The sequence below is a fragment of the Nostoc sp. genome (assembly GCF_036917095.1).
Taxonomy (GTDB): domain Bacteria; phylum Cyanobacteriota; class Cyanobacteriia; order Cyanobacteriales; family Nostocaceae; genus Nostoc.
Genome location: NZ_JBALFH010000020.1, coordinates 328,030 through 351,461 on the forward strand (window position 1 = coordinate 328,030; position 23,432 = coordinate 351,461).

General features: G+C 42.3%; 25 protein-coding genes. 16 read left to right on the forward strand and 9 right to left on the reverse strand.

The features are described 5' to 3' along the window. The first annotated feature begins 89 nt into the window (after positions 1 to 89). The 3 genes from V7L01_RS09480 (at position 90) to V7L01_RS09490 (ending at position 2,736) form a co-directional block, all read left to right on the forward strand. Complete coding sequence (locus tag V7L01_RS09480) at positions 90 to 1,211, forward strand: aldo/keto reductase (RefSeq protein WP_335034034.1); 1,122 nt, start codon at positions 90 to 92, stop codon at positions 1,209 to 1,211. 513 nt (positions 1,212 to 1,724) lie between these two features. Continuing rightward, entirely contained in the window at positions 1,725 to 1,928 is a 204-nt protein-coding gene (locus V7L01_RS09485) for a ChaB family protein (protein WP_335034037.1), read from the forward strand. Positions 1,929 to 2,202: 274 nt separating this feature from the next. Then, a complete protein-coding gene (locus V7L01_RS09490) occupies positions 2,203 to 2,736 on the forward strand; it encodes a hypothetical protein (RefSeq protein ID WP_335034039.1) in 534 nt (177 codons plus the stop codon). A 20-nt stretch (positions 2,737 to 2,756) separates the two neighbouring features. On the opposite strand, the gene V7L01_RS09495 is transcribed toward V7L01_RS09490, so the two are convergent. From V7L01_RS09495 to fusA, 4 genes are all read right to left on the reverse strand, one after another. Beyond that, on the reverse strand, positions 2,757 to 3,524 hold the full coding sequence (locus tag V7L01_RS09495; protein WP_335034040.1) for a Uma2 family endonuclease: 768 nt from the start codon (positions 3,522 to 3,524) through the stop codon (positions 2,757 to 2,759). A 62-nt stretch (positions 3,525 to 3,586) separates the two neighbouring features. Further along, entirely contained in the window at positions 3,587 to 3,970 is a 384-nt protein-coding gene (locus tag V7L01_RS09500) for a hypothetical protein (protein WP_335034042.1), read from the reverse strand. A gap of 123 nt (positions 3,971 to 4,093) precedes the next feature. Continuing rightward, positions 4,094 to 4,966 (reverse strand): GNAT family N-acetyltransferase, encoded by an 873-nt coding sequence (locus V7L01_RS09505; protein ID WP_335034044.1) that lies wholly within the window; start codon positions 4,964 to 4,966, stop codon positions 4,094 to 4,096. Positions 4,967 to 5,030: 64 nt separating this feature from the next. Continuing rightward, positions 5,031 to 7,034 carry an elongation factor G gene (fusA, locus tag V7L01_RS09510; RefSeq protein ID WP_335034047.1) on the reverse strand — a complete coding sequence of 668 codons (2,004 nt, stop codon included), beginning with the start codon at positions 7,032 to 7,034 and terminating at the stop codon, positions 5,031 to 5,033. 480 nt (positions 7,035 to 7,514) lie between these two features. Between fusA and V7L01_RS09515 the strand changes: the two genes are divergently transcribed. The 4 genes from V7L01_RS09515 (at position 7,515) to V7L01_RS09530 (ending at position 10,038) form a co-directional block, all read left to right on the forward strand. Beyond that, positions 7,515 to 7,688: a hypothetical protein gene (locus V7L01_RS09515; RefSeq protein ID WP_335034049.1), complete on the forward strand. Its 174-nt coding sequence runs from the start codon at positions 7,515 to 7,517 to the stop codon at positions 7,686 to 7,688. Between the two features lie 392 nt (positions 7,689 to 8,080). Then, entirely contained in the window at positions 8,081 to 8,668 is a 588-nt protein-coding gene (locus V7L01_RS09520; RefSeq protein ID WP_335034051.1) for a retropepsin-like aspartic protease family protein, read from the forward strand. Positions 8,669 to 8,777: 109 nt separating this feature from the next. Continuing rightward, complete coding sequence (locus V7L01_RS09525; RefSeq protein ID WP_335034053.1) at positions 8,778 to 9,170, forward strand: carboxymuconolactone decarboxylase family protein; 393 nt, start codon at positions 8,778 to 8,780, stop codon at positions 9,168 to 9,170. A 55-nt stretch (positions 9,171 to 9,225) separates the two neighbouring features. Next, positions 9,226 to 10,038 carry an alpha/beta hydrolase gene (locus V7L01_RS09530; protein WP_335034054.1) on the forward strand — a complete coding sequence of 271 codons (813 nt, stop codon included), beginning with the start codon at positions 9,226 to 9,228 and terminating at the stop codon, positions 10,036 to 10,038. A 312-nt stretch (positions 10,039 to 10,350) separates the two neighbouring features. On the opposite strand, the gene V7L01_RS09535 is transcribed toward V7L01_RS09530, so the two are convergent. The 3 genes from V7L01_RS09535 to V7L01_RS09545 form a co-directional block, all read right to left on the reverse strand. After that, a complete protein-coding gene (locus V7L01_RS09535) occupies positions 10,351 to 10,695 on the reverse strand; it encodes a hypothetical protein (RefSeq protein ID WP_335034056.1) in 345 nt (114 codons plus the stop codon). A 63-nt stretch (positions 10,696 to 10,758) separates the two neighbouring features. Then, entirely contained in the window at positions 10,759 to 12,243 is a 1,485-nt protein-coding gene (locus tag V7L01_RS09540; protein WP_335034059.1) for a CIA30 family protein, read from the reverse strand. A 55-nt stretch (positions 12,244 to 12,298) separates the two neighbouring features. Beyond that, positions 12,299 to 13,501 carry an eIF2A-related protein gene (locus tag V7L01_RS09545; RefSeq protein ID WP_335034061.1) on the reverse strand — a complete coding sequence of 401 codons (1,203 nt, stop codon included), beginning with the start codon at positions 13,499 to 13,501 and terminating at the stop codon, positions 12,299 to 12,301. A 271-nt stretch (positions 13,502 to 13,772) separates the two neighbouring features. Here V7L01_RS09545 and V7L01_RS09550 point away from each other — a divergent pair, with 271 nt between their 5' ends. The 9 genes from V7L01_RS09550 (at position 13,773) to V7L01_RS09590 (ending at position 21,360) form a co-directional block, all read left to right on the forward strand. Then, complete coding sequence (locus V7L01_RS09550) at positions 13,773 to 13,985, forward strand: DUF2997 domain-containing protein (RefSeq protein ID WP_335034063.1); 213 nt, start codon at positions 13,773 to 13,775, stop codon at positions 13,983 to 13,985. Between the two features lie 17 nt (positions 13,986 to 14,002). Beyond that, positions 14,003 to 14,635: a hypothetical protein gene (locus V7L01_RS09555; protein WP_335034065.1), complete on the forward strand. Its 633-nt coding sequence runs from the start codon at positions 14,003 to 14,005 to the stop codon at positions 14,633 to 14,635. Positions 14,636 to 14,709: 74 nt separating this feature from the next. Continuing rightward, positions 14,710 to 16,269, forward strand: a complete 1,560-nt coding sequence (locus V7L01_RS09560; protein WP_335034067.1) for an Hsp70 family protein — start codon at positions 14,710 to 14,712, stop codon at positions 16,267 to 16,269. Between the two features lie 67 nt (positions 16,270 to 16,336). Beyond that, positions 16,337 to 17,533, forward strand: a complete 1,197-nt coding sequence (locus tag V7L01_RS09565) for a WD40 repeat domain-containing protein (RefSeq protein WP_335034069.1) — start codon at positions 16,337 to 16,339, stop codon at positions 17,531 to 17,533. Positions 17,534 to 17,623: 90 nt separating this feature from the next. Further along, on the forward strand, positions 17,624 to 18,226 hold the full coding sequence (locus V7L01_RS09570; RefSeq protein WP_335034071.1) for a hypothetical protein: 603 nt from the start codon (positions 17,624 to 17,626) through the stop codon (positions 18,224 to 18,226). Between the two features lie 7 nt (positions 18,227 to 18,233). Beyond that, entirely contained in the window at positions 18,234 to 19,022 is a 789-nt protein-coding gene (locus tag V7L01_RS09575) for a GUN4 domain-containing protein (RefSeq protein ID WP_335034074.1), read from the forward strand. A gap of 95 nt (positions 19,023 to 19,117) precedes the next feature. Further along, complete coding sequence (locus V7L01_RS09580) at positions 19,118 to 19,264, forward strand: hypothetical protein (protein WP_335034076.1); 147 nt, start codon at positions 19,118 to 19,120, stop codon at positions 19,262 to 19,264. An 11-nt stretch (positions 19,265 to 19,275) separates the two neighbouring features. Beyond that, entirely contained in the window at positions 19,276 to 20,484 is a 1,209-nt protein-coding gene (locus V7L01_RS09585; RefSeq protein WP_335034078.1) for a WD40 repeat domain-containing protein, read from the forward strand. Positions 20,485 to 20,568: 84 nt separating this feature from the next. Then, complete coding sequence (locus V7L01_RS09590) at positions 20,569 to 21,360, forward strand: GUN4 domain-containing protein (protein ID WP_335034080.1); 792 nt, start codon at positions 20,569 to 20,571, stop codon at positions 21,358 to 21,360. Positions 21,361 to 21,415: 55 nt separating this feature from the next. Here V7L01_RS09590 and V7L01_RS09595 read toward each other — a convergent pair whose 3' ends face one another. Continuing rightward, entirely contained in the window at positions 21,416 to 21,790 is a 375-nt protein-coding gene (locus V7L01_RS09595; protein ID WP_094333579.1) for a DUF1257 domain-containing protein, read from the reverse strand. 75 nt (positions 21,791 to 21,865) lie between these two features. Further along, entirely contained in the window at positions 21,866 to 23,413 is a 1,548-nt protein-coding gene (locus V7L01_RS09600) for an AAA family ATPase (RefSeq protein ID WP_442936958.1), read from the reverse strand. Between the last annotated feature and the right edge of the window lie 19 nt (positions 23,414 to 23,432).

Below are 23,432 nucleotides of genomic sequence, written 5' to 3' on the forward strand. Positions count from 1 at the left end.
AAGAATTTAATTACTAATTACGAATTATTTTCAAATATGTAATTGTTGGGCAAAATTGGCAAAAGAAGTATTTTTAATTAAAAAAATCAATGGTAGGACAAAACAATGATGAAGCCGCCCAAAAGCATCTACCTTTAGAGGTAAAGCGGCGACATTTTTTAAAAGGAATAGGCTTTATCGGTGCAGGTGCAGGGGCAATATTTGCTGACCACATCCTCAATGCCAATCCTGAAGTAGAAGCGGCAGAGGTTCCAGCGTTATCGGCAACTCCAACGAACAGCACAAACAGTGGTGAAATTCCTCTGCGTCCGCTGGGAAAAACAGGGGTGAAAGTATCAGCGATCGCACTTGGAGGTGCAACTTTAGGGCAAGCAAAGAGCAAGGAAGAGGCAATTCGCATCGCCCACGAAGCTATTGACAACGGCATCACCTTCATGGATAACGCTTGGGAGTATAACAAGCATCGGAGTGAAGAGTGGATGGGAGATGCATTGCAAGGGCGACGAGACAAGGTTTTTTTGATGACGAAGGTTTGCACCCACGGACGCGATCGCAAAGTGGCAATGCAGCAACTTGAAGAATCTCTGCGTCGTCTCAAAACCGACCATCTCGACTTGTGGCAAATCCACGAAGTTGTCTACGACAACGATCCAGAAAGGATTTTTCGTGCCAACGGGGCAATTGAAGCTCTGGATCAAGCGAAAAAAGAGGGTAAAGTCAGATTCGTTGGCTTTACGGGTCACAAAGACCCCGCTATTCATCTAAAAATGCTCTCTTATAATTACCCATTTGATACAGTGCAAATGCCGCTTAATTGTTTTGATGCCACCTTCCGCAGTTTTGAGCGGCAGGTGTTACCAGAACTCAACAAACGGGGAATAGCTGCCATTGGCATGAAAAGTCTCAGTGGGAATGCTGATGCAGTAAAAAAAGGCGTCGTGACTCCCCAAGAGGCGATCCGCTATGCCATGAGTTTACCGATCGCTACACTTGTCAGTGGTATTGATTCCCTAGAAGTACTGCGACAAAATTTAGCGATCGCCCGTGGCTTTCAACCAATGCAGGCAAAAGAAATGCAAGCATTGCGCGATCGTTGCGTCCAATATGCTGCCGATGGGCGTTTTGAACTCTTCAAAACCTCCAAGCAGTTTGATGCTGATGAAGGCAGAATCCAACATGGCTTTCCACCTCAAAGCCAAGTGCAGACGTGAGATTGGGGGCTAGGGATTGGAGACTAAGGATTGGGGACTGAATTCTTGTTATCAGTATTGAATACTTAGTACCCAATCCCCATATAAGGAGAAACTTTGCGCCTTCCTCAAGACAAAATCCGTTTTATCCAGGATTGAATATCCGGCTGAATGCGGTGAAATTTTGGATCGGGCACTTGCTACACTAGGGGCAGTAATTGTAGAGGCGATCGTTGATCCCTTAGAATCCAATACGGTTCAGTTAAGGCTAGAACTCTTTATCAAAGTCAAATTTTTAACGAACCGCAGAGGCGCAGAGGGAACAGAGAGAACAAAAAATGCTTAACCCAAGCGTATTGCCTTAGAACCACCTTTACCTCCGAAAATCACCCTAGACTAAGCAACCAAGTTTGCCGAATCACTAGCTAAAGGCGAACCTAACCGCGAGAAGATTGCACTGACAATTCTCTTAGATAAGGTGCGACAGTTGATTTAAATACAAATCTTGTCATATCAAGTAAGGAAACTAAATTTATGCCTTACCAGCAGATTACAGACTTACCTGATTCAGTCAAAGAGCACTTACCCAAGCACGCCCAAGAAATTTTTCGGGCTGCATTTAACAACGCTCAAGAAGAATATGAGGAAGAAGAGCGTGCCTTTCGCGTTGCTTGGAGCGCTGTGAAACGCGATTACGAAAAAGGCAACGATGGACAATGGCACAAAAAGCCAGAATAGCTCTTTGGATTTTTTAGATTGGCAAAGAGTTACTGGTAATCGCTTTTATATCATGTCCGGCTGATTAGTTATGATTCGTGGATCTGTGCAAAAACCTGAAAACTCTTTCTCCCCCTGCTCTGGGCAAGAACTGCCCTCTTGCGATCTTAATGATAAGCTTTTAACTGGACACGATATTAGACCTTTATCTGTAGCAATCATTTTTCACATTGGTATCAGATTGTATTGAGCAGTTTTATTGCTGCACAAAAAAAACTTTATTAAGTGAGGTCTTATGAATTACCTTGTTGCAGTTTTACCAGATCGAATACAAGCAGAAGCCGCCTACTCTGCTCTGGAAAAAGCAGGCTTGCCAACTTCACAAGTTAATATTTTGGGCGATGGTTATCTAAGTGCTGATGAATTTGGACTAGTCGATCCCGACAAGCAAGCCCGCAAACAATCAAATCGGCTCTTAGGGGGGCTTGTAATCTTTGGATTTGTTGCAGGTTATGCCTTCAACCATTTCACAGAGGTTGAAATATTTCCCCAGTTTGCTCGATTTGGCAATGAATTTCTTGCTGGTATTTTAGGAGGTATAGGCGGTGTTTTGGGCGCTAGTTTAATCGGTCGAAGTGTTGGGTTTACAGCTAGCAGTGGCGATGCTTTACCTTATCGCAACCGTCTAAATGCTGGCAAATACTTAATTGCAGTTACCGGAAATGAGGATTTAATACGCGAAGCTACGGCCGTACTGCGTCAATTTGAACCAGAAAATATTCAAGGGTATACAGACTATTCACAAAAGAGCAAACTTGTGGGGAATTAATAGGTGGGAGCCTAAAAAGGCTAATCTACATCGGGTTCAACGCCAAGCGATCGCAATTGTGCAATCAACCGTTCAGCCCGTTGTCTTTCATGTTCAGCCCTTTGACTTTCTTGTTCAGCTCGTTGACTTTCCTGTTCTGTAGAAGTCAATACCCAGCAGCCTGTCCAATCATACCACCGTAACCAGGGTTGTTCTACATCTTGATAGCGTCCTTGCCAAACACCCAAGCCTAATTCTAGTTCTGGTATCCAGAAGCGTGACTCTGACAGTGTTATCTCAGCATAACGACCGCCATCTAATTTAAACACCCTTAATTTATATTTGTATCGATCAAATACTACATAATAAGGCACACGCAGAATCTGCTCGTATACTTCCCATTTTCCTGGTGGTTGCTTGATATCCCGCAATGTCTGCCCCAAGTCTTCCTTTTCAGTACCTGGAGACAGCAATTCAACCACAATAAAAGGATGAACTCCCTCTTGCCAAACAACATAACTTAAACGTAAATCCCGTTGTTCGTAGAGCCGGGAAACACCTAAAACGGCAAACCAATCTGGTCGCTTATGCCACACTGGATGGCGCGGATCGTAATAAAGATTCAGATCGCTAGCAACAAATATCTCGTCGCTTGGATAATTTTGTGGACGAAAGGTTTCGTCTAACAGACGAGGTTGCAATAAATGAAACTGATCGGGCAAACCAGGCTCCTCAGGATCTTCACTAGGAAGATCGTACATGGTTGGCAATACATCTTTTGGCGATCGCGGCGGGTCAGTTTGATACATTATAAAGCAATCCTGATGATGAAACTCTCAGTTCTATTATGATTTAATTGTTTTTGAGTAACTCAACACCTTGCAGAACGAGGCAGCATAAATTTCTCGCCCTCCGCTGCAAATTTACCACGAACCATCAGCACAGTTTCATCAAATGCATGGACGAATGCTTGCACATCTTTGACATCCAGAAGTTCTGGACTAAAGTAAATCACCACTTCTTCAATGGGTTGAGGTATCTTACTAAGAATATTCTTCAAAGGGCATATCTGCGTTGTAACTAGATCGAAAAGATGAAGTCGGGTATCTTCTATCTCCAGACAGGCGATTAAATCTAAATCTTCTGCATAGTATAAAGGACGACTTCCTTCATTGACACAGAACACAGGTTTTTCGTTGACTACGCCAACTATATTAGAGATAGGAATGCGTGTTTCCAAAAGTCTGTGTAGCAATGTGTAATCTTTGGTATAGTTAAAAAAATATCCCGTCGTAGGGGCGCAAGGCCTTGCGCCCCTACAAATCTATAAATAATTTGGGATAATTTATTTTTTGCAAGTCCCTTAACCCAATATTTCTCAAGCCTGAATCTCTTCAAATAAGACTAAGCCATACTTCTCGCCAGTAGGCAAAAAGCCAATTCCTTGATAAACGGCTTGGGCTGCTTGATTATTATCACCTGTAAACAGGATGGCACGTTTTACTCCCTGCGATCGCGCAGCTAACAACGAACCTGCTACTACACTTTTGGCGTAGCCTTTACCCCGCAACGCTGGCGGTGTCCACACTCCACCAATTTGCACAATATCAGGTAGGCTGGCATTGAAAGCAGAGTAAGCAACTGGGGTATCTCCTGCTACCAAAACCCAATGCATAGCCGTAGCTTGACGGGCTTCAATTACGAGACGGCTAGCTGTTATTAAACTGGGAGTATCTTTTTGTCCTAAAGTTTCCACACTAAAAGCAGCGCACCATTCAGTGAGTAATTCCAACTCATCTGGATGAGGCAAACGACACTGCACTTTTACCAATGCTAAAGCTTCAGGTATTTGCAAATCTCGGAGTGCTAGAGAAAATAATATCTCAGGCTTATCAAGCTGAGTTGGTCGGTTGCTAAATCCCAAAATGTTTTTTGTCGCTTCGACTTGTGCTGCTGGGCCACTAATTCCAGAAATAGCACGGCCAGATTGTGCGACAACTGCTTGCACCACTTCTGGCAGATATACAGGGGCTTGAACTACGATCGCCCCATTCCAAAAGTGGGCTGCAACTGCCACTATAGCTTCATCTATGTAGGCTGCTATGTAAGTTCCTTGAAATCTGGCACCTTGGTCAAGCAGTCCCGCTGCTCGCCAATTAGAGCGCAAAAACATAGAAGTATCAGTGTGTTGCAAGAGAAATGCTTCCAGCGATACTTCATCTCCAGGTTGCAGAGTTCTCAAAATAGGCACAAAAACCTCCTAATAATTTAAAGGGACACAGCCTAACTGTGTCCCTAGAAGCTACTTCAAGATGCTAGGACTGCCGATAGCAGGCAAACTCCATTGAAAAAGTAGCCATACCAGAAGTAAGCGATCGCAATTCTGTAGAATACCCAAACATTCGCGCTAGCGGTACTTCCGCCCGAATCACCGTGTATCCCTGCATTGTCTCGGAACCCAACAACAAACCTCGACGGGAGGATAAGTCACCCTGAACCCTTCCCATAAACTCGTTAGGTGTTTCCACCTCTACAAGCATGATAGGTTCGAGGATGTAGGGTTTTGCTTTAGCGATCGCACCCTCAATTGCCTGATGGGACGCTGACCGGAAAGCCAATTCTGAAGAGTCAATTGGGTGATAAGAACCACCATCCAAAACGACTTTCACCCCAGTTACCGGATAGCCTTGCAGCTTTCCTGATTCCATCGCCTCGCGGAAACCTTTCTCACACGCCGGGATATATTCTTTGGGAATCGCACCCCCAGCCACCCGATTCTCAAAGACAAACGCCTGATCTGTGGGTTCAATCCACCCAGTAATATGGGCGTATTGACCGGGGCCGCCTGACTGCTTTTTGAATCGGTAGTCAAAGGTAGCTTGTTGCCCGATGGTTTCGCGGTACGCCACGGCGGGAGTACCAACGTAAACCTCGGCATTATATTCCCGTTGGATGCGTTCGAGGTAGATTTCCAAGTGGAGTTCGCCCATCCCAGAAATCAGAGTCGATCCTGATTCGGGGTCGATGCTCAACCGGAAGGTAGGGTCTTCCCTTTGAAAGCGATTCAGTGCTTTGGAAAGGCGATCGCTATCTTCCTGTTTCTTGGGCGTAATCGCCAGCGTAATCACTGGTTCGGGCACAAACATCTTCTCTAAAGATACCAGTGGTTCTCCAGAACAGAATGTATCACCAGAAGCACAATCCACACCCAACAGGGCCACAATATCCCCAGCAACGGCAACTTTTACCTCTTCTCGCTTATTGGCGTGCATTCTCACCAAGCGACCGATTTGCACCCGCTGTTCAGTCCGCGAGTTGTAGACGGTATCGCCAGGTTTGAGCGTCCCAGAATAAATCCGGGTATAGGTCAATTGCCCAAAGGATTCAACGGTGAGTTTAAATGCCAATGCCACCAAGGAAGCATCGGGGTTAGGGTAGACACTCACCGACTCTGCGGTTTTGACCACTTCTCTATCCACGGGAGATGGTAGATAGAGTGCAACTGCATCCAATAAGTTTTGCACTCCTTTATTTTTGAATGCCGAACCCAGCAGTACAGGTGTGAATTCTAGGCTCAAAGTTGCCTGTCGGATGGTTTGCCAAATTAATTCTTTGGGAATCTCCTCACCCGCCAGTAGCATCTCGGTCATCGGTTCTGAGAACAGCGACAAAGTATCTAGCAACTTATCGCGTGCCTGTTGCGCTTCATCCCTAAGAGGTTCGGGAATTGACTTTTTCACGCAATTTTCGCCGTTTTCACCTTCAAAGTAGTCAGCAGTCATTTCTACCAGGTCAATCATTCCCTGGAATTGGTCTTCACTACCGATAGGATACTGGAGCAATACTGCATTTAGTTGCAAGCGATCGCGTATTCCCTGTACTACACGAAATGGATCTGCTCCCGTCCGATCCATTTTGTTGATGAACGCCAAACGCGGCACACGGTAGCGCTTCATTTGCCGATCCACCGTAATGGACTGGGACTGCACACCCGCCACAGCACACAGCACCATCACCGCCCCATCCAATACCCGCAGGGCGCGTTCCACTTCAATTGTGAAATCTACGTGTCCAGGTGTATCAATCAGGTTAATTTGGGTATCGTGCCACTGGCAGGTAGTAGCAGCAGAAGTGATGGTTATACCATGTAGTTTTTCTTCTGGCATAAAATCCATCGTTGCACCCTTACCGCCTCCCCGCACTTCCTCAATAGCGTGGATTCTGCCCGTGTAGAAGAGAATTCGCTCTGACAGCGTAGTTTTACCAGAGTCGATGTGGGCAGAGATACCAATATTTCGGATGCGTGTTCGGGGAATCATAAAATTTCCTTTTGTTCAAGCGACAAACAGTCACCAACTGAGTGGTGATATCTTTTGTATTATACATGTAGTATATAAAAAATAAAAGGCTGATAATACAGAAAAACCGTTCTGACAATTCAGATCATCTGGAAAACCTCTCTCTAAATCTCTCTCCTAAAAGGAGAGAGACTTTGAATTTTCCCCCTTCCCGATGCGGGAAAGGGGTTAGGGGGTTAGGTTTTTCGTCGGCCTTTCGAGATGATGCGAAAAGTTATACCATTTCTTTGTAAGGCTACGCCAAACCCTTTTAACTTCTTTCTTTCTTCGTGTCCTTTGCGTCCTTTGCGGTTCGTTTCTCTTTCTTATTTCTTGTACTTCAATATGATTTAGCGCACCTTCATACAGAATTGGTATTAGACAAACAGTTGATATTTGCCCTAGCGTATTATATTGCTGGGGCGATCGCTAATCTCAACTTGATAATAGCTAAACGCTGAGATGGAATGCGGCACACTATTTAAAATTGCAGAAGTATACAATTTGCCAGCAGCAAATATTTGCGGTGTAGTTGCTGGGCGCAATGATGGTGAAAATCTCATCTTAGAACAAAAAGATATTGCTATTAAAAATGCGATCGCAACTGCTGTACATGCAGCAGAAACCCTTGCATAAGCTAATAAATTTCTTTTATTTAACTTTTTAGTATGCCAGATTTAATATGCCCTAAGTAGTTTTATCATGTCTTTACTTAATCTTTAATTTATCAATCAGTAATTCTAGGTAAGATGTCCTGAGTAAGATGCAATTACGTTTTCTAGAAACACATAAATAAAATTTTGCATAACCAACCTGAAAGTACAAAAATTCTGTGTATAGATTAGAGATAATATAGAGATAAAAATTATCATCATAAAACCCCAAACTGTTTAAATGTTGGTTGTAATATAGGTTGGAAAATATTGCGTTTTTGTTGTAATAACCTGGGCTTTTATCACCAATTATTACAGCTATTATGAATAATTGAGTGATTAAAAAATATCAGGCAAATTGGAGAGCAATATAAGATGAAGAATGCTTGGGGGCGTTGGATTACGTCTGTTAATCTAGCTGCGATGTCTACGACGGTCGTAGCTGCGGCACTAATGCCGACGCTAGTATTTTTAGCATTCTCTCATCAGGCAACAGCTGACGATCCAGGAGCGTGTTACATGATAACTTCCTCTGGTAAAACCGTTGGATTGGGAAGGCTTTGTGGCAATAGTAATATAGCCGTACCTTCAGACAACAAAGTTTTTCGAGTCCCAATCAAACGCCGCTTTGGTGGAACTCCTGTGATTGATGTTACCTTCAACGACAAAAAAACCTTTGAAATGATTGTAGATACAGGTGCTAGTGGAACCATTATCACTTTAAATATGGCGACTACACTTAAACTTCAGGCTACAGGTACTATGCAAGCCCAAATTGCCGATGGTAGCCAAGTAGAATTTCCAACCAGCAAGGTAAAATCTATTGCAGTCGGTGGAGTTACAGCCAATAATCTTCAGGTAGCGATCGCACCAAAAGCAAGCATCGGCTTACTGGGTCACGATTTCTTTGGCAACTATGATATTAGGATTCTGGAGAAAGAGGTCGAATTTCATCACCGCTAATGTTCGCAGCTAAAAACGTAGTATCCTACATTTTGGTATCTAAAAATAAGTCCAAAATCATGAGGATAAATCCCATAAGATTACTAGTTAGCGGAGTGATTGTCAACTCATGACTAAACTGATTGAATACGAAGAAGCCAGCGACGAAGTACGTGCAGTATATGACGACATCCGCGCTACACGTCAGAATGACTATATCAATAACTTTTGGAAAGCTATAGCTAATCATCCCCCTACCTTGCAACGAACCTGGCAAGCGGTGAAGGAAGTGATGACTGGCCCTGGTGAGATCGATCCACTGATGCGCGAACTAATTTACATCGCCGTGAGTGCGACAAATGGCTGTGAGTATTGCATCGCCTCGCACACCGCAGGGGCGCGGGCCAAGGGAATGAATGATACCATGTTCGGAGAACTAATGGCGATCGCAGCCACTGCCAACATGACCAATCGCCTCGCCAACGGCTATCAAATTCCGGTAGACGAGAGATTTAAGACGTAGGAGTGTAGGCTTGTCTATCCCTGCTTAAAAATAAGGTTTAGCAGAATTATTGACTATGCCCAAAGTTCAGATTAACGGGATTGATTTGTTCTACGACATTAAGGGAAAGGGTGAGCCTTTACTATTAATAGCTGGTTTCCTTTGCGATCATGCGTATTGGTCGCTGATTATGCCATCGCTGGTTTCGCAGTATCAAGTCATTCGCTTAGACAACCGAGGTATGGGGCGAAGTTCTGCTCCTGAAACCCCCTATAGTCTGAAACAGATGGCTAATGACGTTGCAGCATTGCTCGATCGTATTGCGATCGATAAGGTGCATGTAGCAGGTCATTCAATGGGTGGTCAGATAGCCCAAGAGTTAGTGTTAGCACATCCTGAAAAGATAGAAAGTCTGATGCTACTTTCATCGTTGCCAAAAGGCGATCAATTATTCAACAGCATAATTGAGACTTGGGGCGACCTCTGCGGTAATGTAGACCTGAAACTTTATGAAAAAGTCCTATTACCCTGGATATTTACAGATACGTTCTACTCGATTCCTGGGATGATCGAAGGTCTGATTGAATTTGCAATCAGATATCCTTTCCCACCTGCGGCTCATTCACTTTATCATCACAGTCGAGCTATGCTTGACTTTGACACAACAGACCGCCTTCAACAAATTCATTGTCCTACCCTAGTTCTAGTTGGTAAACAAGACATTCTCACCCCGCTAAAATTTTCCCAGCAACTTGCTCAAGGCATTCCCAACGCTGAACTTTTAGTCCTCAATGGTGGGGGTCATGGCTTCTTAATTGAGTCGCCGGATGCTGTGGTTTCAGCCATGCTTAACTTCCTGGGGAAGTTGAAGTCAGCTTACACTATGTGAAGAATTAAAGGTTTGTAGTAAGCACTTTAGTGCTTATAAAATAAGGACTAAAGTCCTCACTACGAACTTGCTCATTCATCAATTTAGACTTGCCAGACTACTAGCGATCTGTCCCATTAATTTTGATAGGTGAATCAAATTTCAATTTCTCTTCTTTCCTTCTTCCTTTGCGTACTTCGCGCCTTCTCTGCGAGACGCTACGCGTAGCTTGCTTCTCCGTAGGAGTACGCGGTTCGTTCTCTTATCCCTGAAATTTAATGAGACAGACTACTAGTAAGAAGTTTTGAAAACTAGATAGGATAATTTAAATACTCAGCGACTTTCTAATTTAGCAACTCGCGCCTCTAATTTGTTGACTTGTTGCTTCAATTCAACCACCAAAGTTGCCAGCCGATCGAACATCGGATCTTGTTGTGATAAGTTCCTTCTAGAACCACTTGACTGTCGTGGGGTAAGTGTTGTTCTTGGGGAAGACTGGCGACTTGAACCCAGTTGAGACTCTATCTGGCTTAATCGTGACTCGACACGATTTAAGTCCGCTTCTAGGTTGTAGATGCGAGACTCCACTTGCTGGGATGAAGCAGTGTTTCCAAATAATCCACCCCAGAGAATTGTTGCTAAAATCCCGGCAAATATTAGCACTTGGATTTTTTTCATAACAGTCTATTTAGACAGTATATATTGGGATGGCTACAGAGTATAAGTCTGTAGTCACTTCACTTATTTATCCTTTACTAAATCAGAAAATAACTTCTGCCAATCGATAGAGTTAACAGTATTATCTCCCTGTTTTACTTCAAACGTGACATTAGAAGCTTTTGCTAATTTTAAAGCTTGCACGCAAAGTTCTGCCACATCCTCACGGCTAATTTTGCCCCTAATATTATCGCCTTGCTCGAATATTAATTCCTTCCCTCCTGGTTCTTCAGTTAAAGCACAAGGTCTAACAATTGTATAAGGAATTCCGCTTTCTCTTAAACTATCTTCTCCCTTCAACTTCCAAGTTAAAATTCCTCCCAATTGGTCATTTAATTTCACTGCTGGCGGTTCTTCATCTAAATTAATGCCGGGGCGACCGGGACGAGTCACGCCTGCTGAACTGACGAGGATAAATTGTGGTAAAGTTGTATCGCCATAAGCTTTAATTGATTCCAACTGCAAAGCAAAACCACCGGGAGAAAATTTGGGATTCAAAGCGCCATCATATTCAAATTTGCTCAACATCAGTTGGAATGAACAAACTCTATTTTGCTCAATTGGCGGCGCATCTTTGACAACTTTTGCCCGAAATACAGGAATCAAATCTGCAAAGGGAATGCGAACATCTATCCAGGTATTAGCTACGGTATCGAAAGAATAGCTATAGCCTATACCATCCCATTTGGTATCTGTCCGTAGAAAGATTTTATAACGCTGACCGTCACCTTTGACGCGCAATTTTACACCTTCGCAATCAGATAGGTTGAAGGGTGGATCGAAATTCTTAGTTCTGATAGAAGCAAATCCACCAGAGTTATCCGTGGAGACATTACCAGCAAACAAAGCTGTATTTTCTAGTAATTGGATATTACTGGCACTCACGCCACCCATAACGACATCATCCAGCGCCCCCCAGTAATCTTTTAATTCTACTGATGGCTTGGTGAAATCAAATATCGGTTTTTCGTTTGCTTGGGGTAAATATTTTGCCGCCGCTTGGACTAAGTTTTTAACACCTTGATATTCTACATTTTCTGGGGTGTCGCCAACAATTTCTGGCTGGTAAAATTTAACACCTTGATAATATTTGGCTCTATCTGCTGTGTCTCCTTCAACTGGTTGCACGCGCACTGCTGTACAACAAATTACAGCTTGGATATCAGCCATAACTAAAGAAGTTAAAGTTTCTGGGCGGGTGATATCCGCAGCTACCAAGTCTATATCATTACCCAAAATTGACCTGGCTCTGTCAATATCTCGAACTAGGGCGCGAACTTTATAACCTTGTTGGAGCGATCGCTGCACTACTCGTTTACCTACACCACCTGTTGCACCTGCTACTAATATTACACCCACGTTTCTTCCTCCATTGGGTCTATTTTGATTATCCTTAGGACGACCTTGGATTAACTGCTGTACCCAGTTAAGGAAAGGAATTACCTCAAAGTAAGTCAGGGTTTCGATAAACCTGCCTAAGTCCCATTGAGAACGATTTTTGTCAGTCATATTTGCGTCCTCATAACTTTCTTAAGTTTAGCCCAATGAGCTAGTTATGTTGTCTTTAAGGCAGTCCCCACACTTTAATAGTTTTTTCCCAACTGCAACTACTAACCAGATTCTGCCCATCTGGGCTAATTGCAAGACTCTTAATAAGAAGAGCTTGGTGCCCTCTTAGGATGCTCATCTGCTGTCCGGTTTGCAAATCCCATACTTTGATTGTATTTTCCTCACCGCCGCTAAAGAAGGTTTGCCCGTCTGGGCTAATCGCTACACAATTAACCTGGGTTTGATCTCCAATAAGAGTGTAAATTTCTTTTCCCGTTTCCAAATCCCACACTTTAATAGAAGCGTCCCAACTACCGCTAACAAGAGTTTTTTTATCGCCAGTGATGGCAACGGAGGTAACTGCTTTTGAATGTCCCTTCAAAATATGGATTTGCTTTGCTGTTGCTAAATCCCATACGGTGATCCTATTGTTCTGACTGCTACAGACTAGTATTTGTCCGTCTAAGCTCATTGCGAGACAACAAATCTCACTCTGATGAGCATACAAGTTGTAAAGTTCTTTTGCCAACTGCCAATCCCAGGCTTTGAGTGAATAGTCGCTGCTAAAAAGAATTTGCCCATCTGGACTAACGGCTAGAGCGTAAATCCACGTAAATCTTGCATGTAACCTAGTACGCAAAGTGCTAATTTTTTTTCCAGTTTGCCAATCCACAACCTTGATAAAATTCTTTTCCTGTCCAACAAAAAGAGTTTGACCATCAGGGCTAATGGCTAGAGAACTAACATAATATCCACCTCCGTCCAGCGTGCGAATTAAACGTCCTGTTGCAAACTCCCATACTTTGATTGTTGTGTCCCAACTGCCACTGAAAAGAGTTTGTCCATCAGGGCTGAAGACGACACAGCTAATAAACCTGGAATGCCCTTCCAAAGTACGCAGACATGTGAGCTTTTTCCAAGGATTGTACTCGTGTAACGCCTGTTTTATGCGAGGTTCTTTTCTTTGCCCTAACAGCGAATAAGCAGCCCACCTAACTTGTGTGACTTCATTTTGCAAAGCTTGGATAACTAAATCTAAGCCTGCATCCCCGTGCTGGAGGGCTTCTTTTAACGCTGCAATCCGATTTTGTGGGGTAGTACTGGCTAACCGTTGTTTGACTCCTGGCAGTCCTCCTAAAACTGCTGCATCGCTTGGGGTAGGTGTTTGGCTACCTAAAACAACATCAAAAGGTCTTGGCTGGTTGGGATTCTGTGACATGATGGTTTCAGCTTGCACTACTGGCTATCATTCCCCTAGATTGATAAAATGCGATCGCTCGGCGCGATTCCTAACCATCCAAGCTTGGCTCGGTTTGTTTCCTGATTGTGCGTAAATTATATTAAATCTTATTGACTTAAACTAGTACATTTGTTTTAATTGTTGGCGAAAGCTCTCACGTATTTATTTGTACTAGTGCCAGTGTTAATTGCCGTTGGCTAGAATTTGGTACAACACGATTAAAACCCTAAAAAATCAAAAGAGTCTATTTATGGCTGAGTATCAAAAAATTGAGTATCGCATTGGTAAAGATGGGAAAATTACTGAAACAGTAATCGATGCTTCTGGTTCGAGTTGCACAAGTACAACATCGGGAATTGAAAAGGCTTTAGGAGAAGTTGAAAATCAAGAATTATTGCCTGAGTATTACGAAGGCAGTGAGGGCGAGACAGTTGCACAAAACCAATCTCTTAAAGAAATCTAAGAGGGATGCAGATAGGAATGTTTTCTCTTTTAAGCCTTTTGACAATGGCAATAGGGATTTGCACTCTGTTGTTGATTATTCCAGCAATTAGAGCTGCGATCGCTCCCAAAGCAGACTTGGAAACTAACAAGTTAGAATTGGCGCGATCGCAGATTGAATTGCTAGAGGATGAACTACAAGCAACTCGTCAAAATTACTTAGATTTAGAGCAAAAGTTACACCAGCTTGTTTTGGAAAAAGCAGCACTGCATCAGGAAGGCTTGCGACTGCATGAGGAATTGCAGCAGCAGCGTCTTGAACTGACAGACGAAATACGTTCTTCGACATTTGAGCAATTGCAGACATTGTTAACAAACTATCCCAGCATCCATCAGATGGTGCGCGTTAAACCAGAATTACCTGCGAAAAATCTGCTTTCGATGTTTACCTCTTTAGATAATCTCCTCTATAAATGGGGTTACGAACAGATAGGCAAACCTTGGGAACAAGTACCTTACAATCCTCAAATTCATCAACCAGACGCTGCTGATATTGCTGAAGATGAGTTAGTTTACATCCGATTTGTCGGTTATCAGCATCAAGGAAGAATTCTTGTCCCTGCGAAAGTTAGTCGCACTTTACCGGGAGGGGGACAAACAATTAAAAATTAAAAATTAAAAATTAAAAATTTAAGAAATGTTATTGCATATTGCCTTCTTGCCCAATGACAAATGACAAATGACCAATGACTACAGTAATAATTGATTTTGGTACTAGCAATACTGTTGTTTGTACTACTGATTTGATCACGCAAAAACCACGGACGTTGAGATTTGAATCGATGTCGCGTCGGTTTGAGGTTGGGGCGGAACAAGTTAGCGTTGTACCTAGTTTAGTATTTGTGGAAGGGCGCGATCGCATCTTATTTGGTGAATCTGTACGCGCCAAACGCTTGGGGTTTGCCCAGCCGGAACGCTGTTTTAGAGCTTTTAAACGCGATTTGGCGGCAGATTTTGTGCCGCCTCCCCGACAGTTGGATGGTAATAGTTATAGCGCTGAGGTGGTTTCGGAACTGTTTCTCAAGGAAATTTGGCAACAGGTTGAACAGCAATTACAACCCAGTAGCGTTATTTTTACAGTTCCCGTGGGTGCATTTGAGCGATATCTTGACTGGTTCCGCAATTTGGGCGAGAAGTTAAATATTCCCGCAGTGCAAATTGTCGATGAATCTACCGCAGCCGCCCTTGGTTATGCTGTCAAGCATCCTGGGGCTGTGGTTTTGGTAGTTGATTTTGGCGGCGGTACTCTAGATTTAAGTTTAGTACGAACTGTCAGCGCTGAATCTGAGCAGCAAGTAGTACGTGCCGAAGTTATCGCTAAATCCGATGCTTTTATTGGCGGCGTAGATATTGATACATGGATTGTCGAACATTACCTGCAAAAAATCGGTTCTTCCCGTACTGATGTTGGAGAAATCGGCTTTATGAATTTGCTGGAAGTAGCAGAAAGGGTAAAAATTCAACTTTCGGCAACAGATGAGGCGAAAGAAAGTTGGTTTGATGATGAAAATTTTATGTCCCATGAATTGCAATTACATATGGACGAGTTAGGCGAAATTTTAGAAAATCAACAATTATTAGAACAGTTAAGACAGGCGATAGATGAAGTATTAGCGATCGCACTTGCTAAAGGGATTGGTAAATCTACAATTGAACAGGTTTTATTAGTAGGTGGCACTTGTCAAATTCCCGCCGTGCAACAACTAGTAATTTCCTATTTTGGACGACAAAAGGTAAAGTTAGACAAACCCTTTGAAGCTGTCGCACATGGCGCATTAGCTTTAAGTGAAATGGCAGCAGTTGATGATTACCTGCGCCACAGTTATGCTATTCGTCTTTGGGAACCCCACAGCAAAAGTTATTCTTATTTAACTTTGATAGAAAAAGGGGCAAAGTATCCAGGGGCGCGTTCTGAAGCTTTAACTCTGCAAGTCGCCACAGAGGGACAGCGAGAAATTCGCCTTGATATTGGGGAAGTAGCAGAAGTTTCCCAAGCAGAAGTTTATTACGATACTCAAGGAAGGATGACGAGTAGCCAATTAGTAAAACAAGATAGTTATCGCTCTTTGGAAACTCATCATCAACAAGTATGTGTCGCTCATATCGAACCGCCTGGACAAACGGGAATAGACCGAATTCAGGCACAATTTGAAGTCAATGAACAACGGGTATTAGTAGTGACGGTAAAGGATTTATTGACGGGAAAAATGTTAGTTGATAGGGGAGCGATCGCCAAACTCAAATAATCTTCTCTTTGCTCCCTCTGCGCCTCGGCGGTTCGTTTAAAAAATAATCGTAATTTGGTAAATTGCAATGGCAAAGAAACAGAATCAACCTAAACAATATGATGCCGTTTTAGGAACTCAAAATTCTGCCCCAGTTGGTAGTATGATTTTAGGGGGACTGGAAGGTGTTAAAAGCCGCTTGAAAAGTGTAGATATAGAAGCGCAAACTGCCGCACTAAAAGAGGCATTAAATTATGGAGAAGCAGGTTTAGACTTAGTAATTCAGGCTTGGCAATATGAATCAGGAAAATTAAAGTGGGCTGCTTATTCGTTACTTTGCCACCGAGAAGAAGCAAGAGTCAAACAGTCGTTACAAGAGTATAATCACTGGTTAAAAATCACTTGCCTCCGCACTTTACAGCAGAAGATACTGGTCACAGCTGTTGCCATTAGTCCAGATGGGAAAACTCTTCTCAGTTCTGGAAGAGGCATCACTGCTTGGGATCTGCATACCGGACAACTCCAAGCTTTTTCTATAAATAATTTTGACGTTAATTCTTTAGTTATTAGCCAAGATGGAAAAACTTTAGTTAGTAGAGGAGGAACTTATGACGGTGACCATAAAATCAAAATCTGGGATTTCCCAAGTGGAAAGCGTAAACAAACTTTAGAAGAATTTACTTACAGAGTTTTTTCTCTAGTTATTAGTCCAGATGGAAAGACGCTTGCCTGCGGTAGTGAGAATAGCGGAATTAATGTTTGGGATTTGCAAACAGAACAAATTATACGTACCATGAATGGACATTCACACTACTTAGTTCAAGCGTTAGCTATTAGTGGAGATGGAAAAACTCTTATTAGTGGTAGTAATGACGCAACTATCAAAGTATGGAATTTTGAAACTGGAGAACTTATACACACTTTTAAAAAACATTCAAATGGTGTGGAGTCTGTAGCTATTAGCCCAGACAGCCAGACAATTGTTAGTGGCAGTAAAGACAAAACAATTAAAGTATGGAATTTACAGACAAAACAGCTTCAATTCACACTTGAAGGACATTCTGGGTGGGTTTATTGTGTAGTTATCAGCCCAGATGGAAGCACTCTTATTAGTTGTGGTAGAGACAAAACTATCAGAATTTGGAACTTGCAAACTGGGGAATGCCTACGCATTCTCAAAGATCATACTGATTGGGTTTATTGTGTAGCTATCAGTCCCGATGGCAAGACTCTTGTTAGCAGCAGTAGAGATGCAACTATCAAAATATGGGGTATTAAGTCATAGAAAAAGCGAGTCGAGTCAAATATTAGGGATGCGATCGCCTAACTCAAATGATTGGGAATACTAAGTAGTAGGCTCAACATTAAAAACCTGATGAAAGAAAATTCCAATCGCCCAACAGTTTATGATGCTGTCCTTGGTGGTCAAGAAAAAGCGCCTCCTGGTGCTGTAGTCTTAGGAGGACTAGAAGGTGTTAAAAGACGGTTGGCAAATCCGGTAGTTGAACAAAGAATCGCTGCACTAGAAGAAGCACTCAAGTATGGCGAAGCAGGTTTGGAATTAGTAATTTGGGCGTTGGACGATAAATTATGGAAAGTACGCCAAGCAGCTTATTCACTACTAGCTTCTCGACAAGAACCTATAGTACAAGAAATACTTCAGGAGTATGGTAATAAAATTGACAGATATGATGCTTTCGTGGCGATGGCGCGTGCTGGCGGAGTGTCCGATGTCGATACGCTGATGGATAATCTAGAATATGACCGCAATAGCGCCACCTACAAGTTAGTTGACTTTACACTGGGCTTAGTTGATACTTCTCAAGGTCAAGACCGAATTCGACATTACCTGTTCAATGGCACCCAGCTACAACGTAATTATGCAGCACTTTACTTTAAGCGAAAAGGTGCAAAAGATATTTTAATTGAAGCAGTGCAGCAGGGCTGTATTGACAGAGTGCAAGCATTTTCTAAATAAAACAGCAATGTCAGAAAATCCCAATCAACCAAGAGAATATGATGCAGTACTTGGCGGACAAGTACCACCTCCAAAAGATGGTGTGGTTTTAGGAGGTATTGAAGGTATTAAACGACGGTTGATCGGCGCTACATCCCTAGAACAACAAATTATCGCCGTTGAAGAAGCCCTAAAGTATGGACAAGCTGGTACAAAATTGGTGTTTCAGATTGTAAATACTGAATCGGAAAAGTTGGAATTTACAGTATCGTCACTGCTGGGAGAACAAGCATTAGCAAAAGTACAGTCCCATCTACACAGTGATATACCATTAATCTCTGCGGTTGATGTAAATTACAGTCGTTTGCAAAATTTGCTTGCTTCTGGAAAGTGGAAAGATGCAGACCAAGAGACTGCTAGTATAATGCTGCGCGTATGCGATCGCAAACCACAAGGATTTTTAGACCCATCAGACGTTGAAAAATTCCCTTGTGAAGATTTAAACACGATTGAAACTCTCTGGCAAAAATATAGCAATGGACGCTTTGGCTTTGTTGTACAGACGCATATCTGGCAAATCGTTGGCTGTACATCCAATCCTGACTGGGAAGCGTGGTGTCGCTTTGGTAAAGGTGTGGGATGGTTTTCTCAAGGTGCTTGGCGGTATTGGAATGATTTGAAATTCGATTTGAGTGCTAACGTCGGACACCTACCCCGTGGCGGTGCATTTATAGGTTGGGGGTTAGGTGACTTTTGGACAGGTTGCAGAACCCTGTCTGCGGTTGCAGAGAAATTAGCAAGCTGCAAAATAGCCTAAATTTGGGAACACTGGGTATTAGGGATTACCAAGAAATAAATTATCCAATCTTGTGGGGTGGGCATCTCGCCCGCCCTGGGCTAGGGGCGGACAAGATGTCCACCCCACAAGAAAAATTGTATGTTTTTTTATTTGGAAGTCCCTTAGCAACAGGTAAAAAGCGATGCCAGATAATACCAAACAACCCAGAGAATATGATGCTGTACTTGGCGGAAAAAATCCTCCGCCAGTCGATGGTGTAGTTTTAGGCGGATTGGAAGGCGCAAAACGAAGTTTCGCTAACAGTGATGAAAATTACCGCGTTTTAGCGCTTTCGCAACTCATTAACTATAGACAGGAAGGCTGGGATTTAGTAATTCAGGCTTTAAAAGACCCATCAAAAAGGGTACAGTTAGCAGCATATAAATTATTGCGGGATATCTCAGAATTAAAAGTAAAACAGGCAATCTTAGAATTTAATCCCTATCGGTTTTTTGAGTGTGTTTATACAATTGAGCTTAATAAGTATTATTCAGCGATCGCCATTCATCCCGATGGCAAAACCCTAGTCTGTTGTTGCACTAACCTTAGTGGTTATGAAAAGCCTCAAAAAGATGGCAGTATTGTTGGTGGGACTTATTTTTTTATTAAAAAGTGGGATTTGAGTACTGGAAAACAACTTGGCACCATCCATAAAACATTTGGTACCAGAATGGAAGACCACCCAACACATTTAATTTTAAGTTCAGATGCTCAAACGTTGGCGATAAATGGTTATAAGCATGACAAGACCATTAGAACTGAAATTTGGAATCTCAATACTGAGCAATTAAGTCATGTTATTAGCGGACAACAATTGTGGGAGTCGGGAAAGTGTAATATTATTACCGCTATTGCTCTCAGTTATGATGGCAAAATTTTAGCTAGCGGTAATGAAGCGGGAAATATTCTCGTCTGGGATTTAGAAACAAAAGAAAATATTTACACTCTCAAAGGACATTTAAAAAGTATAACTTCCGTCGCAGTTAATGCAGATACAGAAATCATAGCAAGCGCCAGTTTTGATAAAACTATTAAAATTTGGGATTTAAAAACAGGAAGTGAGATTTATACTTTAATACCGCATCCTCGTATATATGGGATTCCTCGCATAACTTTATCACTAGCAATTAGTCCCGATGGACAAACATTAATAACTGGCGATGATGATTTATCCAACAACATTAGTATATGGGATTTGAGAACTGGTAAAGAAATAAATACTTTATCTCCTAATAGTGGTAAGATAAGCATGTTAAGTTTTAGTTATGATGGAAAAAAATTTGTTAATTGTGGCATCAATGCTAAAATTTGGAATTTACAGACACCAGAATTTATTGCTAAAATCCCTAATTCTTCTGCTACAAGTATTGCTATTAGCCCAGATGAACAGACTATTGTTACTTGCGTAAGGGAATTGATTGAAGTCTGGCGAGTTCCATAGAATAAGATATGGGTGTGATTCCAAATAAGTGCGATCGCATTTTCTTAATTGGGAATACTGGTATTAGAGTCGAGGAAGAGAATGATGTCAGAGAATCCCAATCAACCGCGAGAATATGATGCTGTAATTGGTGGACAAGCACCACCTCCAGTTTCCGGTCTAGTTCTAGGCGGAATCGAAGGCGTTAAGCGTCGTCTTGATAGCACTCATTCGCAGGAAATTAGAATTGCCGCTTTATCAGATGCTCTCAAATATGGTAAAGAAGGTCAAGAGCTTTTGAACCAGATTGTTTTAACTGAAACTGGAGTATTACAGTCGGTGGCTTACGATTTACTGTTTGAGTCTTTCAGACAAAATGAAAAACAAAATTTATTACAACATGTTCCTTTAAAGTCAAAAGTAGGGCTAGACTATAGGAGTTTGCGTCATTTATTAGCATCTGGAGAATGGCTGCAAGCTAACTTAGAAACTGGTGAAAAAATTCAGGAAGCTGTAGGGAAGAAATCTCAATCTTATTACGACATAAATGACCTTAATAATCTATCACCAACTGATCTGCGGACAATTGATCAACTCTGGGTGAAATTTAGCAATAATCATTTTGGCTTTAGTGTACAAAAACGTATATTGCTGGAAGAAGGTTGTAAGTTTTATCAAGATAGGGATAAACTTCCCTGTTTTTACCAGCCTAACTCTAGTGATAGTGTTTTTAATATTTACAAGAAATTAGGATGGCTTTCATCAGCATTTGAAACATCTAGATTTACTTTTAAGACAGCGCCTATAGGTTCTCTACCCTGGATTACTGGCAAAGAAATAAGAGGTGGATGGTATTATCAAATTCCGCTAATTTATCGTTCAGACTTGTGCCAGTAGCTTCAGATCCCCGACTTCTTGAAGAAGTCGGGGATCTAGTTTCTCTACAATATAATTACACCCAACGCCCTACAACTACTCGCACAGTTCCATCTGCTAATACTTCTTCATCCTCCACATTAAAGCCTTGTTCTTGCACCGTTGCCATCAAGGTTTTATGAGCATATTTTTGGCTGATGGAGTTAACAAACTGCTGTTGATTAATTTTTGCTCCCCAAAAGTCGGCAACTATTTCGTAATTTTCACCACTGCGGCGAAAACCTAAATCATAACCATTCTTCTGGCGAATCACATACTCGGCTTGAGTCGTATCGCCTTGATATCCGCGTACATTCGTGTTGCATTCAACTTGATAGTTTAATTCTTGCAAAACTTCATGCAGAATTTCACCGTGTTTGATTTGGACTTTGATAGTTGTGAAATGAGACATAATACCAATTTTGGATTTTAGATTTGGGATTTTGGATTAAATAACGAGGCGTAGGAAACACGTATTTTTTCTATTTTAATCGACTTCTAAAGGGCCTATTCCTTGTTCGGTTGAATATTGCTTTAATTCTTCTACCAACAGCACATCATTAGAGGCGGTTCTGGCACCGGCTTGTGCTGCCCATTGCTTTAATGCTTCAATTTGTTCATGTGCGATCGCCGCTAATGGCACTGTCTGCGCTACAGCCTGTAAAATATCCTCTGTATTAAAGTCTCGGCGCTGTCCCTCAACTCTCGTGGAAAATGCTTGGTGCATGGCATCAACGATTACCTGCTCAATTTCCGCACCGCTAAAGTTGAGGCTTTGCTTGGCTAACAAAGCTAAGTTAAATTCTCGCAGTCGATTGGGGCGTAATCGTTGCAAATGCACTTTAAAAATCTCTTGGCGTTCGGTTTCTGTAGGTAGATTTAAAAAGAAAATTTCATCAAATCTTCCTTTTCGCAACAATTCAGCTGGTAATATTTTGACATTATTTGCTGTGGCGACAATAAACACACTCGCGGTTTTCTCCTGCATCCAGGTAATCAAACTGCCAAACACGCGGCGCGATGTCCCCGAATCCCCATCAATGTTACTGGTAATATTGCCAAAGGCTTTATCGATTTCATCAATCCACAAAACGCACGGTGCCATTGCTTCAGTTAACTGAATCATCTGACGCACGCGGCTTTCACTTTCGCCGACAATCCCACCAAATAAACGCCCAGAATCTAATCTTAATAACGGTAAGCGCCATTCATGGGCAATTGTCTTGGCTGAAAGAGATTTTCCTGTTCCCTGAATGCCCACAAGTAACATCCCTTTGGGGTTAGGAATACCGTAGCGTCTGGCTTCTTCGGTAAAAGCATCTTGGCGCATTAGTACCCATTGTTTGAGTTGATCTAATCCACCGACTCGTTTGAGTGATTCTTGGGGTGTGAAAAATTCTAGAATTCCAGTTTGGCGGATTGCTTGCTTTTTCTCTTCTAATACGCCATCAATATCAGACTCATTTACCTGCTGTTTGCCAGCTAAAGCTTTTGCTAATACTCTGGAAATTCGGGTGCGACTTAAACCTTGGCAGGCTTTAACTAACTGTTCCCGCGCCAAGCCAGAAACATTTAATTTATCTGGAACTACTAACTGTTGGATTAAATTATCTATTTCGCTAACGCTAGGTAAGGGAAAATCCACTACTGTCACTTCTTGCAGTAACTCGTCAGGAAGTTCTAAAGTATGGCTGGTGGTAACGATCATTTTACGCGATCGCTTTAACTCTCGCGTCAAGTTTCGCAACTCCCGCACAATTGGGGCATTCTTCTCGGTAGTCGGATTTTTCACAAATGGATGCAAATCCCGCAGTACAAACATTGCAGGTGTTTGGGCATCAGCTTTGCCAATTCGCCCTAACGCCGCCATCACCGAACCTTTATCTGCACCATTGTCACTCCAACCACGAACAATATCCCAAAATAAAAGCTGTCGTTTGGGCACAGAACGCAATGCAACTTGCTGCAACACTTCTTCTACAGGTTCTTCTTCCACGGTAATCACATACAGTAAGGGATACCGTGCCCGAATCATCAAATCAAGTTGTTCTACT

What these genes read in the sequence shown, in the direction of transcription:
- V7L01_RS09480 (WP_335034034.1), top strand. Translation starts at nt 90, where the DNA reads ATGGTAGGACAAAACAATGATGAAGCCGCCCAAAAGCATCTACCTTTA.
- V7L01_RS09485 (WP_335034037.1), top strand. Translation starts at nt 1,725, where the DNA reads ATGCCTTACCAGCAGATTACAGACTTACCTGATTCAGTCAAAGAGCAC.
- V7L01_RS09490 (WP_335034039.1), top strand. Translation starts at nt 2,203, where the DNA reads ATGAATTACCTTGTTGCAGTTTTACCAGATCGAATACAAGCAGAAGCC.
- V7L01_RS09495 (WP_335034040.1), bottom strand. Translation starts at nt 3,524, where the DNA reads ATGTATCAAACTGACCCGCCGCGATCGCCAAAAGATGTATTGCCAACC.
- fusA (WP_335034047.1), bottom strand. Translation starts at nt 7,034, where the DNA reads ATGATTCCCCGAACACGCATCCGAAATATTGGTATCTCTGCCCACATC.
- V7L01_RS09515 (WP_335034049.1), top strand. Translation starts at nt 7,515, where the DNA reads ATGGAATGCGGCACACTATTTAAAATTGCAGAAGTATACAATTTGCCA.
- V7L01_RS09520 (WP_335034051.1), top strand. Translation starts at nt 8,081, where the DNA reads ATGAAGAATGCTTGGGGGCGTTGGATTACGTCTGTTAATCTAGCTGCG.
- V7L01_RS09525 (WP_335034053.1), top strand. Translation starts at nt 8,778, where the DNA reads ATGACTAAACTGATTGAATACGAAGAAGCCAGCGACGAAGTACGTGCA.
- V7L01_RS09530 (WP_335034054.1), top strand. Translation starts at nt 9,226, where the DNA reads ATGCCCAAAGTTCAGATTAACGGGATTGATTTGTTCTACGACATTAAG.
- V7L01_RS09535 (WP_335034056.1), bottom strand. Translation starts at nt 10,695, where the DNA reads ATGAAAAAAATCCAAGTGCTAATATTTGCCGGGATTTTAGCAACAATT.
- V7L01_RS09540 (WP_335034059.1), bottom strand. Translation starts at nt 12,243, where the DNA reads ATGACTGACAAAAATCGTTCTCAATGGGACTTAGGCAGGTTTATCGAA.
- V7L01_RS09545 (WP_335034061.1), bottom strand. Translation starts at nt 13,501, where the DNA reads ATGTCACAGAATCCCAACCAGCCAAGACCTTTTGATGTTGTTTTAGGT.
- V7L01_RS09550 (WP_335034063.1), top strand. Translation starts at nt 13,773, where the DNA reads ATGGCTGAGTATCAAAAAATTGAGTATCGCATTGGTAAAGATGGGAAA.
- V7L01_RS09555 (WP_335034065.1), top strand. Translation starts at nt 14,003, where the DNA reads ATGTTTTCTCTTTTAAGCCTTTTGACAATGGCAATAGGGATTTGCACT.
- V7L01_RS09560 (WP_335034067.1), top strand. Translation starts at nt 14,710, where the DNA reads ATGACTACAGTAATAATTGATTTTGGTACTAGCAATACTGTTGTTTGT.
- V7L01_RS09565 (WP_335034069.1), top strand. Translation starts at nt 16,337, where the DNA reads ATGGCAAAGAAACAGAATCAACCTAAACAATATGATGCCGTTTTAGGA.
- V7L01_RS09570 (WP_335034071.1), top strand. Translation starts at nt 17,624, where the DNA reads ATGAAAGAAAATTCCAATCGCCCAACAGTTTATGATGCTGTCCTTGGT.
- V7L01_RS09575 (WP_335034074.1), top strand. Translation starts at nt 18,234, where the DNA reads ATGTCAGAAAATCCCAATCAACCAAGAGAATATGATGCAGTACTTGGC.
- V7L01_RS09580 (WP_335034076.1), top strand. Translation starts at nt 19,118, where the DNA reads ATGTCCACCCCACAAGAAAAATTGTATGTTTTTTTATTTGGAAGTCCC.
- V7L01_RS09590 (WP_335034080.1), top strand. Translation starts at nt 20,569, where the DNA reads ATGTCAGAGAATCCCAATCAACCGCGAGAATATGATGCTGTAATTGGT.
- V7L01_RS09595 (WP_094333579.1), bottom strand. Translation starts at nt 21,790, where the DNA reads ATGTCTCATTTCACAACTATCAAAGTCCAAATCAAACACGGTGAAATT.
- V7L01_RS09600 (WP_442936958.1), bottom strand. Translation starts at nt 23,413, where the DNA reads ATGATTCGGGCACGGTATCCCTTACTGTATGTGATTACCGTGGAAGAA.